We start from the raw sequence: 14,565 nt of genomic DNA, 5'->3' as shown, positions 1-14,565 counted from the left end.
TCGGCGCACCTTTGTAAGGCTAGGTGTGCGGTCCGTGAGGGGTCAAGGTCGCCTACAGCGTAGGGAGTTCCGTTTCACGGGGGCGCGTGGTGCGCTCGACGGCGCGTCATGTGCGGCGGGCGCTTGCCCGCGTCATGTGCGTCCCCCGGCGTGCGCGCCGGAGCGTAACCCAGAGTGAAGGGAAGGGGGTTGGTTCGGCCGGAGCGGCCGGCCCGGGGCGGGCCGCTCCGGATTCGTCAGCGGTGCCGGAACTCCGGCGGGCGCTTGTCCACGAAGGCGGACATGCCCTCCTTCTGGTCCGCCGTCGCGAACACCGCGTGGAACAGGCGCCGTTCGAAGTGGACGCCCTCGGCGAGGGTGGTCTCGAAGGCGCGGTTGACGGCCTCCTTGGCCATCATCGCGACGGGCGCCGACATGCCGGCCACGGTCCCGGCGACGGCCAGTGCCTCGGACAGGAGGTCGTCGGCCGGGACGATCCGGGAGACGAGGCCGGCGCGCTCGGCCTCGGTGGCGTCCATGGTGCGGCCGGTGAGACAGAGCTCCATGGCCTTGGCCTTGCCGACCGCGCGGGTCAGGCGCTGGGAGCCGCCGATGCCGGGGATCACGCCGAGCTTGATCTCGGGCTGGCCGAAGACGGCCGTGTCGGCGGCGAGCAGGATGTCGCAGAGCATGGCCAGTTCGCAGCCGCCGCCCAGCGCGTAGCCGGCGACCGCGGCGACCGTGGGGGTGCGGACGCGGCCGAGCCGGTCCCAGGCGGTGAACCAGTCCTCCAGGTACATGTCCATGTAGCCGCGCGGCTGCATCTCCTTGATGTCGGCCCCGGCGGCGAACGCCTTCGCCGAGCCGGTGATGACGACGCAGCCCACGTCCGGGTCGCGGTCGAGCGCCTCGGCCGCCGCGACGACCTCGTTCATCACCTGGAGGTTGAGCGCGTTGAGGGCCTTGGGCCGGTTGAGGGTCAGCAGCGCGGTGCGGCCCTTGCGCTCGACGAGGATCGTTTTGTACGCGTCGGTCACGTGGGAGTTCCGTTCTGGTCGGTGGCGGTCGGGGTCTCGGCCGGCGGGGCCGGGCGCTGCCGCAGGGCGCGGACGATGCCGGAGAAGTCCTGCTCCGCGCCCTCGCCCTCGGCGAACTCGGCGTACAACTGTGCGGCGCGCAGACCGAGTTCGGCGGCGACCCCGCCCGCCCGGGCCGCGTCCGCCGCCAGCCGCAGGTCCTTGGCCATCAGCGGGGCGGAGAAGCCGGGCCGGTAGTCGCGGTTGGCCGGGCTGGCCGGGACCGGGCCGGGGACGGGGCAGTTCGTGGTGAGCGCCCAGCACTGGCCGGAGGACGCGGAGGCCACGTCGTAGAGCGCCTGGTGGCTCAGCCCCAGGCTCTCGCCCAGGACGAACGCCTCGCTGACGGCGATCATCGAGATGCCCAGGATCATGTTGTTGCAGATCTTGGCGGCCTGTCCGGCACCGGCGTCCCCGCAGTGCACGGCCCGCGCCCCCATGGCGGACAGGAGCGGCTCGGCGCGGGCGAACTCCTCCGCGCCGCCGCCGGCCATGAAGGTCAGCGTGCCCGCCTCGGCGCCCACCACCCCGCCGGACACCGGGGCGTCGAGCGCCCGGTGGCCGGCGGCCCGGGCGGCCTCGTGGGCGGCCCGGGCGTCGGCGACGGCGATGGTCGAGCAGTCGAGGAAGAGCGTGCCGGGCCGGGCCGCGGCGAGCAGGCCCTCGTCCCGGTAGAGGGCCAGGACGTGGCGGCCGGTCGGCAGCATGGTGACGACCACGTCGGCCTCCGCCGCCGCCCCGGCGGCCGACGCGGCGGCCTCGACGCCCCGCCCGACGGCGGCGGCGAGCAGCTCCGGCACCAGGTCGTGCCCGAGCACCCGGTGCCCGGCCGCGACCAGGCGCGCGGCCATCGGACCGCCCATCCGGCCCAGCCCTATGAAGGCGACGACCTCGCTCACCAGGGCACCTCCTGCGGCGACCCGGAGGACGCCAGGCGCAGCTCGCGTCCCGGGACCGGGGTGAAGAACCGGGCCACGTCCTCCGCCTCGACGTCGGCGAGCCGCGCGGGGGACCACTTGGGGTCGCGGTCCTTGTCGATCACCTGGGCGCGGATGCCCTCGACGAGGTCGGGGGAGGACAGGGCCGCGCACGAGACGCGGTACTCCTGCTCCAGGACCCGCTCCAGCGGCCCGAGTTCCCGGGCGCGGCGCAACGCGGTCAGGGTGACCTTGAGGGAGGTGGGGGACTTCGTCAGCAGCGTCGCGGCGGCCTCGCGCGCGGCCGGCTCGTCGCGGGCCCGCAGCCGGGCCACGATCTCCTCGACGGTGCCGGCCGCGTAGCAGTGGTCGATCCACGCCCGCTGCCCGGCGAGTCCGCCGGGCGGGGCCGGGCGGACGTGCCGGGCGAGGACGTCGTGGACGGGGGCGTGGGCCAGCTCCGCGGCCAGGGCGGGCAGCTCGCCGGAGGGGACGAAGTGGTCGGCGAGCCCGCACAGCAGAGCGTCCGCCGCGCCCACCGGGGCGCCGGTGAGCGCGAGGTGGGTGCCCAGTTCGCCGGGGGCGAGCGCGAGGAGGTAGGTGCCGCCGACGTCGGGGACGAAGCCGATACCGGTCTCCGGCATGGCCACCTTGGACCGCTCGGTGACGATCCGTACGCTGCCGTGGGCGGAGACGCCGACGCCGCCGCCCATGACGATGCCGTCCATGAGAGCGACGTACGGCTTGGGGTAGTGGGCGATCAGGGCGTTGAGCCGGTACTCGTCCCGCCAGAAGTCCGCCGACGCGGTGCCGCCGGTGCGGGCGTCGTCGTGGATGGCGCGGATGTCGCCCCCGGCGCACAGGCCGCGGTCGCCCGCCCCGGAGATCACCACGGTCTCGACGGCCGGGTCCTTCTCCCACCGGGCCAGGGCCTCGTCGACGGCACGGACCATGTCATGGGTGAGGGCGTTGAGGGCCTTGGGGCGGTTGAGGGTGAGGTAGCCCGCGCGTCCCTCGGTGCGCAGGAGTACATGGTCGTCGAGTACGCGGTCGTCGGCGGCCGTCGTCATCGGCCGGCTCCCGTCAGCCCGCGGGCCACGATGAGGCGCATGATCTCGTTCGTTCCTTCCAGGATCCGGTGCACGCGAAGATCTCGGACGATCTTCTCGATTCCGTACTCGTTGAGGTAGCCGTAGCCGCCGTGCAGTTGCAGGGCCTGGTCGGCGACCGCGTAGCCGGTGTCGGTGGCGAACCGCTTGGCCATCGCGCACAGCTGCGCGGCCTGGTCCAGCCCCTGGTCCAGCGCCCGCGCCGCCTGGTGGACCAGGGCGCGGGCGGCGGTGAGCTCGGTCTCCATGTCGGCCAGCCGGAACCGCAGCGCCTGCGCGTCGAGCAGCGGGGCGCCGAACGCCTCGCGGTCGGCGAGGTACGCCAGGCTGCGGGCCAGGGCGCTGCGGGCGCCGCCGAGGGAACAGGCGGCGATGCCGAGACGGCCGCCGTTGAGGCCGTGCATGGCGATGCGGAAGCCGTCCCCCTCGGCGCCGAGCCGCCGGCCCGCGGGGACGCGGACCCCGTCGAGGATCACCTGCCGGGTGGGCTGGGCGTTCCAGCCCATCTTCCGCTCGTTCGGGCCGAACGACAGCCCGGCGTCGTCCCGTTCGACGACGAAGGCGCTCACCCCGCGCGGGCCGGGCTCGCCGGTACGGGCCATGACGACGTAGATCCGGGAGGTGCCGGCGCCGGAGATGAACTGCTTGACTCCGGTGAGGATGTAGTGGTCGCCGTCGCGCACGGCGCGGGTGCTCAGCGCGGAGGCGTCCGAGCCGGCCCCGGGTTCGGTCAGGCAGTAGCTGCCGAAGTCGTCCATCGCGCACAGGCCGGGCAGCCAGCGGGCGCGCTGGGCGTCGTCGCCGTAGCGGTCGATCATCCAGGCGACCATGTTGTGGATCGAGAAGTAGCCCGCGATCGACGGGCAGCCGGTGGCCAGTTCCTCGAAGACGAGCACCCCGTCGGAGCGGGTGAGGCCGGAACCGCCGTGCTCCTCGCGGACGTAGACGCCGCCGAGCCCGAGGGCGGCGCCCTTGCGCAGGACGTCGGCGGGGAAGTGCTTGTCGCGGTCCCAGGCGACGGCGTGCGGGGCGAGGTGCTCGGCGGCGAAGTCCCGCGCGGTCTCCGCGATGGCGGCTTGCTCGTCGGAGAGCAGATTGGACAAGGTGGCTGTCATGGGGCCGTCACTCCATCGTCGGGATGGAGAAGCTCGCGCCCTCCTTGACCCCGGAGGGCCAGCGCGAGGTGACGGTCTTGGTGCGGGTGTAGAAGCGGATGGCGTCGGGGCCGTGCTGGTTGAGATCGCCGAAGCCGGAGCGCTTCCAGCCGCCGAAGGTGTGGTAGGCGACGGGCACCGGGATCGGTACGTTGATCCCGACCATGCCGGTGTTGACGCGGCGGGCGAAGTCCCGCGCGGTGTCCCCGTCACGGGTGAAGATCGCCACGCCGTTGCCGTAGGGGTGCTCGCTGGGCAGGCGCAGGGCCTCGGCGTAGTCGGCGGCGCGCACCACGCACAGCACGGGGCCGAAGATCTCCTCGCGGTAGACGCGCATGTTCGTCGAGACGTGGTCGAAGAGGGTGGGGCCGGCGAAGAAGCCGTTCTCATGGCCGGGCAGGGTGAACCCGCGCCCGTCCACGACGAGTTCGGCGCCCTCGGTGGCGCCGATGTCGACGTAGCGGCGCACCCGGTCCAGGGCGTCCCGGCTGACCAGCGGCCCGAAGTCGGCCTCGGGGTCGTCGGAGCGGCCGACGCGCAGCGCGCCGATGCGCTCCTTGAGCCGGGCGACGAGCCGGTCGGCGGTCTCCTCGCCGACGGGCACGGCGACGGAGACGGCCATGCAGCGCTCGCCCGCCGCCCCGTAGCCGGCGCCGACGAGGGCGTCGACCACCTGGTCGAGGTCGGCGTCCGGCATCACGATCATGTGGTTCTTGGCGCCGCCGAAGCACTGGGCGCGCTTGCCCCGGGCGGCGGCGGTGGCGTAGACGTGCGCCGCGATCGGGGTCGAGCCGACGAAGCCCACGGCCTGGACCCGCGGGTCCTCCAGCAGGACGTTCACGGCGGTCTTGTCGCCGTTGACCACGTTGAACACGCCCGCGGGCAGCCCGGCCTCCAGGAACAGCTCGGCGAGGCGCAGCGGGACGGAGGGGGCGCGCTCGGACGGCTTGAGGACGAAGGCGTTGCCGCAGGCGAGGGCCGGCGCGGCCTTCCACAGCGGGATCATGGCGGGGAAGTTGAACGGCGTGATCCCGGCCACGACGCCCAGCGGGGCGCGCAGCGAGTGGACGTCGATGCCGCTGCCCGCGTTGTCGGTGAACTCGCCCTTGAGCAGGTGCGGGATACCGGCCGCGAACTCGACGACCTCCAGGCCGCGCTGGAGGTCGCCGTGGGCGTCGGCGAGGGTCTTGCCGTGCTCGGCGGACAGCAGCCGGGCCAGGGAGTCGCGCTCGTCCTCCACGAGCTGGAGGAAACGCAGCAGGACACGGGCGCGGCGCTGGGGGTTCCAGTCGGCCCACCCGGGCTGCGCGGCGGCCGCGTCCGCGATGGCCGCGGTGGTCTCCTCGTGGGAGGCGAGGGGGACGTGGGCCTGTACGGAGCCGGTGTTGGGGTCGTACACCTCGGCGTGGAGCCCCGATGTTCCGGGGGTGCGCTCGCCGCCGATGAAGTGTGTCAGTTCGCGGACCAAGGGGAGCCTGCTCTCGTCGGACTCGTCGGATGAGAAGCGGGGATGGCACGGCGGGCCGCCGCGCACCGGTTTCCCGGTGGCGGGGCGGGCCGTGGGACGCGGGAGCGTGATTGCGAGGACGCGCGGGGGCGCGTGCGCTCCGTCGGATCACCCGGGTCGGTCGTGGGTGCGGACCGGTGCCATGCGTGTCTGCTCCATCCTCGTGGACAACACGGATCACCCCGCGGCCGGTATCCTGACTCCCGGATCCCCGCGCCCCGCCCGCCTTCCCGACGGCCTTGCGTCAGTGGCGTGTTGACGGCGGTACGCTCCCCGGTCACAGTGGCGGGACCGCGCCGGATTCGCACCGGCTTCCCTGCACCGCGGGCCTTGGTCACGACGATATAGTTGGACGTCCTAGTAAGTCCATGACGAGTGATCGACGGCACACGGGTGACAGGACGGTCACGCGTTCGTGGGCACCCCCGCGTTGGCGAGAACCTCCCGCGCCGGCAGGGCGACGCTGGCGGCGGCGGTCAGCCCGGAGGCGGCGAGGTGGGCGTCGGCGATCCGCAGCCCGGCCGCGTATCCGGCGAAGTCGGGAAGCCCCACGGGTTCGAACCCCATGAGCCGAGCGGTGGCGTCGCCGTAGACGTACGGGGGCAGGTTCCGCATCCCGGCCACGTCGACGGCGGCGGCGATCCTCTCGTACGGGCTGTCCAGTTCGGTACCGCTCAGCCGGGTCGCCCAGGGCCCCATGGCCGCGTCCCCGCCCAGCTCCCGCACGAAAGCCTCGGCGAGCCCCTCGGCGACGACCTGTTCGCCGACGGTGACGGTCATGGGGTCCCAGGCGACGTTCGCGTAGCGGATGTTGTGGTGCAGCTCGTGGGCGGCGGCGTGCCCGATCTTCTCCAGGCTCGTCTCGGTAGGCCACATCAGCAGATGGATCGCCCCGGGAATCCCGCCCATCCCGAGGTAACCGCTGCTGCGGACGGTCAGGTGATGGTCATCCGGGTCGCCGAGAACCAGCACAACATGAACGGTCTCGGCGTGCCCGACCCCGGGTACGGCCCCGCTGATCCGCTCCCAAGCGGCGCCGAGCGACTCCTCGACCCTGCTCCACACGCCGGCGTCCCGCATCCGCAGCACGGCCGCCGCGTACCGAGGATCGTCCCGATCGAACCGGAACCCGGCACCCTGGCGGTGCATCTCGACCTGGTCCGGGATGCCCACCCGGGACATGACGTCCTGGATCGGGGCGAGCATGTCCCGCAGGGCGTCGGGGCGCTGGTGGAGGGGGCGGCGGAGGAGGTCGAGCATGGCGGAGGCGGTGTCGTGAACGATGATCTTCATGCCCGGTGACGGTAGAAGTTGACGCGGCGTCAATGTCAAAGCGGATGGGATGGGGGGAAGGGGGGTGGTCTGAAGCCCGCCGCCGGAGGGCGCAGTCGCCCGGCCTTGGTGCCTCGCCACCGTTTCGGCGCTCGGGTCGGCGACCTCTGTGAGCAGTTCAGCCACGCCAACTGATCACGGCCCGGTCCGGGCCGGCTGTCTCTGCGACGGACCGGCGGTCGCCCGCGGCACCCGGCATCAGTAACCCGCAGATGTGCCGCACTCCGTTGGCCCGCAGACCTCGCGGCAGCGGTGGACCGGCGCGAGGTCTGCGGCGAGTTCGACGCATACCGCTGCCGTTGGCTCGGACCGGCACAAGGAGCCTGGGGCGGCCCGCCTTCGCCCGGCGAACGCGCCCCCGCCCTGCGCGAGGTCAAACCCCGTGCCCCGGCCCCGCCGTGGTCGTCCGGAAGGTGCGGGCGGCCGCCGTGCCGAGCCCCGACGGGCCGGTGGGGATGGTGAGGTGGAGAGCGGCGGGGGCAGGGGCGGCGAGGTCGTGATCCCACCACCAGGCGACCGAGGGGATGGGCAGCGCCTCGTGGGAGTCGTCGCGAGGGGTGTCGCGCCAGCCGCCCGGCCGGAACGCACGGCGGCCGCCGCGGCCGTCGTAGAAGCCGTAACGGTCGGTCTCCAGCGACCAGTCGATCACTCCTCGGATGTACTGTGCCAGCCCGGCCACATAGGCGGTGAGCTCGGGCAGCTCGACGGCGAGCCGGGACCGCAGCCGCAGGAACAGCGTCATGACCCGGTCCCACAGGGCCATCGCCCGTTCGAACGCCTCGTCCTCGTCACAGCCGTACTCCAGCCGCACCGCGTCGATGAGGTTGAAGCCGTCCCCGGTCCGTTCTCTCTCCTTGGCGTACGACATGATGTCGGTCGCCCAGTCGACGAGCAGCGCGGCGGCCTCGGTGATCGCGCGGACCCGCCGGTCCTCGTCCGGTCCGGGCGGCGGCGGGCAGCCGTTGACCACCGCGACCAGCTCGGCGAAGACCATCGAACCGCCGCTGTAGAGCCGCACCAGCGTGTAGTCGTCCAGGCCGGGGCGCTGCCCGCGGGCCACGAACCCGGCCTTGCGGACCTCGGTCAGGGCGTAGCCCCGCATGTTCTCGACGAACCGTCGTCCGTGCGCCGGGGACGACGCGGCATCGAGGCGCCTGCGGATGTCCCGCAGGGCGATGCCGTACCGGTCGTCGCCATACACCGGCCGCTCAGGGACCTCCGCGCAGCGCAGGAACCGCACGGCGGTGTCGGCCAGTTCGCCCGGCCGCTCGCCGAGGGGGCCCTCGTCGCAGTACTCGTCGTCGAAGGCGAAGGCCCACAGGGTGAAGTCGGAGAAGATCTGCAGCAGGTCCGGGCGGGCGGCCGGAGTCATCCGGCCCGCGAGCTGCCCGCACCCGGCGTGTGCCATACGGGCGCGCTCGCCGTCGTCCGCGCAGAGCCGGTGCCGGTGCATCCATGCGAGGGACTGGGCGTCGGCCCGGTCCCCCAAGGGATGGGCGGCGGGCGGGAACGGGCAGTAGAACGCCGGAAGTTGGCGCACCGCAGTCCCGATACCGCGCCCACCCGCGCCGTTCGGCCCGCTCGGGCCGAGCGTCTTGAGGGCATTGAAGGCGAGCAGCGCGTGCACATCGGCCAGGACCGGGAAGTCGTACGGCAGCGGCCGTGGACCGACCTGGTCGGGGACCGAGGTGAACCCGCCGTCGTCGTGCTGCCGGCCCAGGAGCCAGCGGGCCGCGCGCTCGGCGACCGGCCGGGGGCCGTGGCGGACGACGACCGGGATGGCCTGCGCGGTGGACAGCACATCGCTGTCCGCGCCGGGCTCCTGCCCCCAACCGCCGTCCCCGTTCTGGGTGGTGCACAGGCGCCACACGCTCGCGCGGATCGCCTCCTCGACCCGGGGCCCGGGCTCGGGCACACAGGAGAGGGCCTCCACGACCCGGTTGATCACACTGGACTCGCTGAGCGTCCAGCTCCGTTCGTACGTCCCGTCGTCCCGGCCACTGCCGAGCAGGAAATCCACCGAGGCGCCGAGCGGCTCGGCGTGCCGGTCCCAGTACGGGCTCAGGGCGATGACGGCCCCCGCCGTCATGTCGACGTCCGGCGGATGGCCTGCTACGTAGGTGGGGAAACCGCCGTCCGGCCCGGCCATCCCGGCCAGGTAGTCCTCCCCGCGCCGGATCGCTCCCGCGTAGCGCCCGGCGTCCACGGCACGCAGGAACGTCAGGCAACGGGAAGCGTCGTCCACGTCGGTCTGGGAAGTCGCGGTGCAGTACCCCCAACCACCGTCGGGATGCTGCCGGTTGGCGATCCAGTCGGCCATGCGGCCGACGGCCTCCGGCGCGTACCCGGCCGCCGCGAGCGCGGTGCCCGCCATCGCGGTGATGAACACGCTCTGCGAAGTGATGAAGGGGACTCCGCCATCGGCGCGGCGCGCGGCGGCCACCCCCGTCAACCCGCCGGCCATGAGCGGGCTGTGGACCTGGAAGGTATGCAGCGCGTGCAACGCGAGCAGATGGGCGAAGACATTGCTCTGCCAGACCCGGCCGGGCGGCGCGGTGGCCAGCCGGCTCACCAGGAAGGCCTGATCCGCCGGGTCGGACCGGCCGTGCGCGTGATCGTGCAGGATATTGCTCGCGCACAGGGCCACTTCGGTCCAGACCGCCTGCTCCTGATAGGCGACGCCGGGACCGTCGTCGAAGGGAATCAGGCCGAACAGCGCGAACACCGTGCGCAGCAGCCGCTGTTTGCGCCTCCCCGTGCCATGCTCGAAGGCCGCGGAGAAGCCCGCCGCCCGGGTCCTGTCCGGACGCCCGAGCGCGGCCTCGCGCAGGATCCGGCTGCCTTCGTCGCCGGGCCGCGCCTCGTGCAGGTACGCGAGCACTTCGTCCCGTACACCCGGCAACGCCCCCTGTACTCGCAGAAGTTCCGCGAAGAGCGCCGACTCGGCGACCCGGCTCGCGCAGGCATCCTCAACGGCACCGTCGGCCCTCACCCGCTCGGCTATGCGCCCCGCGAGACGGCCACGCTTCCGCTGAAACATGCCGGGCATGTCTGCCACCATCCTCACGACTCGACCCATGCCCCTCCGCAAGCCGAACGTAACGTCATGAACGCCTCCCGTGTCCACGGGTGGGGTGTGCGATCCAGCCAGGCGCGGCCAGTGGTCCTGGTGGTGCTGCTTGAAGTCGGTTGTCCGGGAACGTCCGGGAGCACGCGCAGGCGATCTGCCGGCTGTCGGGGAGCGCCCGCGTCGGATGCTCCGACGGCGGCCATGGCTTACCCTTCCGGACGTACCGCATCGGTAGCGGCTTCCGTTCCTGACCACGCGACCCTTGACGACGCGACCACGGAGGTCCGCCGCCATGCCTGGCTCCACTCTGCGGAAGTCGACACCAACCTCGCCGGACCCGAACGCCTCACCCGCCTCGGCGGCTGGGCCGACCTCTCCGACCTGCACAGCGACGACGCCACGCTGACCGGTCTGCTCCTCGGCACGGTCGCGGAGTGGCTGCGCCTGGCCGGGGTGGACCGGCTGCTGACGTACGCGGCGCCGGACGAGACGGACGACCTGGCCCGCCTCGGTGCGGCGGGTTTCCGGGAACTGACGCGGACGGCGCGCGGCTGGACGGCCGGGAACTAGGCAAGGGCTCGGGCCCGCGCCCGGCAGTCGGCGACGGCACCTGCGTGGAGCGGGCCGGTGGCCTTGGACCGGGGGCGTCCGTACAGGGCCTCCCCCCGGTCGCGGCAAGCCGGCCGCCCGAGGCCCTGCGGGCGGTGTACCGGCGACGGCTGCTGTGCGGATCAGGCCCTTTTCGCGCCTTGCTCGATGGCCTCTTCCACGTCCTTGCGCACCTGCTCCGCCGGATAGCGTGTAGGTGTCCCGTACGACGCCAGCGTGCGGTCCACCGTGTCGGTGCCGTACTCGCCGATCTCGGCCATGAGGACTGTGCTGCCCGGCGGGATCTCCTCGGCGAGCATCTCCAGCGCGGCCGTGGAGGCCGTGGCCCGCTTCGCGTCGTGGGCGCCGCCGACCAGGCCGCCCGCGCCGAAGCCGATCAGGATGCCCAAGGGGCCGCCGAGGATGCCCAGGAGCCCGCCGATCAGGCCACCGATGGTGAAAGCCCGTGCGTTGCCGGTGTTGTCGACCGCGTCGGGGAAGTCGAGTACACCGTCCTCGCCCCGCGTGATCACTGCGGCTTCGTGCAGCCGTACCGAGCCGTCGGCATGCGCCTGGCGCAGGGCGTCCAGCGCACTCTGGCCGGCTTCCGGGCCGGTGACGGTCATCAACAGAACGTTGTCATCCACCGAGGTCATGGTTCCACTGTCGACGGTTTTCCGGTGGTCCGCATTTTCGATGGTGCCGCTGTCTCGACCGGGACTGGTTGCTCCGGGCGACAGCCGTCCGCGCGGCCTCCGGCGGGGCCGGCCACGTCGGGGCGGATTGTAAGGGGTGATTGCAACATGTGACTGTGTTGATCGCGGCCGCGAGCAGGTTATGCAGGCGCCCGGAGGGGTTCCCAGTCGAGCGTTTTGCGTGGGCGGCGGCTGTGAAGGAGCCGTGGAGGGCCATTTCGGCCCCCGGTCCCGGGGCAGCGAGCGCGCCAGGTGGCGACAGCGGCACGGTCACGCTCCTGCATCAGGCGGCGTCCGCCGACGTCGTGTTCCTCGTGGACGACGACGCCGGGACCGTGACCGGTATCCGCGTCGATGTCGTGCTCACACCGGACGGGCCGGGCCTGCCCGCCGACTTGAAGGAGATCCCTTCCGCACCGTAGCGGATCGGACTCGGCCCGCTGAACCTCGTCTTCGGTGTCGAACCCGGCGTCGGCGACGGCCCCCGACGGCCGAGACCGGCTGCGGCGTCGTCGAGCTGCTCTTCCCCGACGAGCAGGTGTCGGCCCGTCCGTACGTCTGGGGCTACCCGCCGCGGAACAAGCTCCAGAGCCGGCAGCTCGCAGGCGTGTTCCCCGGGGGCCCACCATTTTCAGGCGTCGCCACTGCTGCAGGTGTTCCTCGGCGCCCTGGTCGAGGGCGGCGAGTACCGTCGCTGCCGGTCGGGCACCCCCGTCGCCCCGCGGCCCGTGGGCGGCGGTATGACGGAGGGGCCATGCTTGGCCACGACGACGTCAGCGGGTTCGATAGTGGTGCTCACCGGGTCTTCCGATTCACAGCCGTGTCCCGGCAGGTCGGTGCGGTAGTCACGGGTGGGCCTTGGAACGCCACTCGCGACCGTCGTCGTCGGTCTCGGTCGCGTCGACGAACTCCTGGGGCTGCGCGTGCTGGTAGCGCAGCTCGTTCCAGCGTCCGGTGTCGAACTCCTCATGGCCGCGCCAGTCGGCGGCGGCCTCGCAGAGGTGCTTCCAGCCGAAGTGGATCTCCTGCTGGAGCAGACGGGCCGGCACCGGGTACTCGTGCCGGTGCTCGACGTCCCGCCAGGCGTTCACGTAGTCCCGCAGATGGAGGCTGTCCATCTCGACCAGCCGGGAGAAGCCGACCGCGGCCGCGTGTTCGTCGCTGCCCTCCGGGTGGCGGCCTGCGACGTCCTCCAGCCGGCCGATCAAGAAGTCCCGGAGCGCGATCACGTCGGCTTCGGTCAGATCGTTCGAGTAGGTGAGCGCATTGTCGGGCACGGTGCCGGCGTCCTGCGTCATGGTGGTCCCCTCCGTCACTGGCGCCCGGAGTGACGCCACATCGTATGTCTTATGTCGCCTCGGATATGGCACGTTATCCGAGGCGGCAAGACCGGCGGGGGCGTTTGGCCCACCGTAACGACATTCCGCCTTGGCGTCAGGCCCTGGCCACGTTCAGGGAGACGGCGTTCGCCATCGCCTGGCAGCCCGAGGACTCGGCCAGTAGCAGCGGCACTCCTACGGTCTCGTGCCGCCGAGGATCTTAGTGAACCTCTTTCATCCCGTTCCAGGAGGGTGAAATGGGCTGGTCAGAGGGGGTAACGAGGCGAGGCTCCTGGTCGTTGCGCTGGTGTTCTCACGCACCGCGCTTCGTCCGAGGAGCCTCGCTTGGTTCCGTATCCTTCCATGCTCGACGTCCCCTATGAGCTCGTTGAGCATGTCTCGTGGCTGATCCACGCCCGCAGACGTGAACTGAAGTCGCCCTGGCGGAGGCTTGGTTGTTTCAAGCAGGCCCTCCTGGCGCTGTCCCACCTGCGGAAGAACGAGACATTCGCGCAGGTGGGTGCCGGATTCGGAGTCTCGGAGTCCACGGCCTGGAGGTACGTCGACGAGACGCTCGAGATCCTCGCATCCTGGGCACCTGGTCTGCGTGAGGCTCTCGTGGGCCTGGGCGAGGGCGACTTCGTCATCGTTGACGGGACGCTGATCCCGACTGACCGGATCGCCGTGGACGAGCCGTACTACTCGCAGAAGCACAAGCAGCACGGGATGAACGTGCAGGTCATCGCACGTCCGGACGGGACACCGCTGTGGTTCTCCCGCGCGTTGCCGGGCCGGACCCACGACCTGACCGCGGCCCGTGCACACGGCATCGTCCAGGCCTGCCTCACCCGGCAGATCCTCGTCCTCACCGACCGGGCCTACCAGGGCGCCGGCGCAACCGTCCTCACCCCTTACTACAGACACCGTGAACTTCCCGAGCACTACCAGCGGTTCAACCGTGTCCACGCCAGGCTGCGAGCTCCCGGCGAACGCGCCTTCGCCCAACTGAAGTCCTGGCGTATCCTCCGCCGGGCTCGGTGCTCGACCAACCGCATCAGCCGTATCGCCCAAGCCGTCCACACCCTCCTGATCTGCGGCTATTCAGGATGAAAGACGCTCAGTCGGATCGTTGTCGGCGTGCTCGTGCTTGAGGGCCATCCGGGCCTCGATGACACGCCCTGGCTCCACCGTTCCCCAGAACGGGTGCGTGCTGATGGTGATCGACAACTCCCGTGCTCGGTCTCGAAGGGCATTGACCTGTTGCTGTTCTTCCTCGGTCCAGCCCGGACTCTCGGGCCGGCTGCTGGGGCGCCAGTGCCCGGACGGGGTGCTCCAGGCGGGCATTGGCTCGGCTGACCACGGCAGCGTGAGGGCGAGCGCGGCGAGGTCGGCGCGTACCTGGTGCAGTTCGAGCTGCGCCTGACGGAGGGAGCGGGGGAAATCAAAACTATCGGTCATCGTGGCGCGATCCCAACTCCTGTATAGCGCGGGCACCGGCACGGCGGTGCTGTAGCCGTCCTTGGGGCACGAACCGGCCTCTCGGCCTGTTCGTAGATTCACCCTTGACCCGTACTGTCCTCATCGCCCTGCTGGGCTGCCCACCAGTGCTTCAGTTCGGTGACGGCCTCGTCCTGCTCCATCGGGCCGTTCTCCAGGCGGAGTTCGAGCATGTGCCGGTAGGCCTGGCCGACCTGGGGGCCGGGGCCGATCTCCAGGATCTGCATGATCTCGTTGCCGTCGAGGTCCGGGCGGATCGCGTCCAGTTCCTCCTTCTCCTGGAGGTCGGCGATGCGCTGCTCCAGGCCGTCGTAGGCGTCGG

The 14,565-nt window shown here is 71.9% G+C and carries 13 protein-coding genes, 1 pseudogene and 1 riboswitch; of the genes and pseudogenes, 3 read left to right on the top strand and 11 right to left on the bottom strand.

Translation table 11 applies throughout. The annotated features are described in order from the left end of the window. Positions 1-236: 236 nt before the first annotated feature. From I5Q34_RS07655 to I5Q34_RS07625, 7 genes are all read right to left on the bottom strand, one after another. On the bottom strand, positions 237-1,016 hold the full coding sequence (locus I5Q34_RS07655) for an enoyl-CoA hydratase (RefSeq protein ID WP_199891420.1): 780 nt from the start codon (positions 1,014-1,016) through the stop codon (positions 237-239). Continuing rightward, complete coding sequence (gene mmsB / locus I5Q34_RS07650; RefSeq protein ID WP_199891419.1) at positions 1,013-1,954, bottom strand: 3-hydroxyisobutyrate dehydrogenase; 942 nt, start codon at positions 1,952-1,954, stop codon at positions 1,013-1,015. The genes I5Q34_RS07655 and mmsB overlap by 4 nt, the downstream gene beginning before the upstream one ends. Then, complete coding sequence (locus I5Q34_RS07645; protein WP_199891418.1) at positions 1,951-3,042, bottom strand: enoyl-CoA hydratase/isomerase family protein; 1,092 nt, start codon at positions 3,040-3,042, stop codon at positions 1,951-1,953. The genes mmsB and I5Q34_RS07645 overlap by 4 nt, the downstream gene beginning before the upstream one ends. Next, complete coding sequence (locus I5Q34_RS07640) at positions 3,039-4,196, bottom strand: acyl-CoA dehydrogenase family protein (protein WP_199891417.1); 1,158 nt, start codon at positions 4,194-4,196, stop codon at positions 3,039-3,041. The genes I5Q34_RS07645 and I5Q34_RS07640 overlap by 4 nt, the downstream gene beginning before the upstream one ends. 7 nt (positions 4,197-4,203) lie before the next feature. Next, entirely contained in the window at positions 4,204-5,703 is a 1,500-nt protein-coding gene (locus I5Q34_RS07635) for a CoA-acylating methylmalonate-semialdehyde dehydrogenase (RefSeq protein WP_199891416.1), read from the bottom strand. Between the two features lie 207 nt (positions 5,704-5,910). Next, positions 5,911-6,090: riboswitch (cobalamin riboswitch) on the bottom strand. Between the two features lie 57 nt (positions 6,091-6,147). Further along, positions 6,148-7,035: a DUF2268 domain-containing protein gene (locus I5Q34_RS07630; protein WP_199891415.1), complete on the bottom strand. Its 888-nt coding sequence runs from the start codon at positions 7,033-7,035 to the stop codon at positions 6,148-6,150. Between the two features lie 412 nt (positions 7,036-7,447). Next, entirely contained in the window at positions 7,448-10,123 is a 2,676-nt protein-coding gene (locus I5Q34_RS07625) for a prenyltransferase/squalene oxidase repeat-containing protein (protein WP_199891414.1), read from the bottom strand. Between the two features lie 222 nt (positions 10,124-10,345). On the opposite strand from I5Q34_RS07625, the gene I5Q34_RS07620 reads away from it, so the two are divergent. Next, the gene (locus I5Q34_RS07620) at positions 10,346-10,714 is read left to right on the top strand and encodes a hypothetical protein (protein ID WP_199891413.1); all 369 of its coding nucleotides are present in this window, start codon (positions 10,346-10,348) and stop codon (positions 10,712-10,714) included. Between the two features lie 161 nt (positions 10,715-10,875). Here I5Q34_RS07620 and I5Q34_RS07615 read toward each other — a convergent pair whose 3' ends face one another. Beyond that, entirely contained in the window at positions 10,876-11,388 is a 513-nt protein-coding gene (locus tag I5Q34_RS07615) for a DUF1269 domain-containing protein (protein ID WP_199891412.1), read from the bottom strand. 149 nt (positions 11,389-11,537) lie between these two features. On the opposite strand from I5Q34_RS07615, the gene I5Q34_RS07610 reads away from it, so the two are divergent. After that, positions 11,538-11,849 carry a hypothetical protein gene (locus I5Q34_RS07610; RefSeq protein ID WP_199891411.1) on the top strand — a complete coding sequence of 104 codons (312 nt, stop codon included), beginning with the start codon at positions 11,538-11,540 and terminating at the stop codon, positions 11,847-11,849. Positions 11,850-12,272: 423 nt separating this feature from the next. Here the strand turns inward: I5Q34_RS07610 and I5Q34_RS07605 are convergent, their stop codons facing one another. Next, the gene (locus tag I5Q34_RS07605; RefSeq protein WP_199891410.1) at positions 12,273-12,725 is read right to left on the bottom strand and encodes a hypothetical protein; all 453 of its coding nucleotides are present in this window, start codon (positions 12,723-12,725) and stop codon (positions 12,273-12,275) included. Positions 12,726-13,109: 384 nt separating this feature from the next. On the opposite strand from I5Q34_RS07605, the gene I5Q34_RS07600 reads away from it, so the two are divergent. After that, a complete protein-coding gene (locus I5Q34_RS07600) occupies positions 13,110-13,856 on the top strand; it encodes a transposase family protein (protein WP_199891449.1) in 747 nt (248 codons plus the stop codon). On the opposite strand, the gene I5Q34_RS07595 is transcribed toward I5Q34_RS07600, so the two are convergent. Both I5Q34_RS07595 and I5Q34_RS07590 read right to left on the bottom strand, forming a co-directional pair. After that, the gene (locus tag I5Q34_RS07595) at positions 13,848-14,204 is read right to left on the bottom strand and encodes a hypothetical protein (RefSeq protein WP_199891409.1); all 357 of its coding nucleotides are present in this window, start codon (positions 14,202-14,204) and stop codon (positions 13,848-13,850) included. The two genes, I5Q34_RS07600 and I5Q34_RS07595, sit on opposite strands and share 9 nt — an antisense overlap. Positions 14,205-14,302: 98 nt before the next feature. After that, positions 14,303-14,565: pseudogene (locus tag I5Q34_RS07590) on the bottom strand (hypothetical protein); the annotation flags it as partial.

The organism is Streptomyces sp. AV19, from assembly GCF_015999245.1.
Classification (GTDB): Bacteria; Actinomycetota; Actinomycetes; order Streptomycetales; family Streptomycetaceae; genus Streptomyces.
Note: the sequence above shows the minus strand (reverse complement) of the source record. Positions and strands in the feature narration are given on the sequence as shown.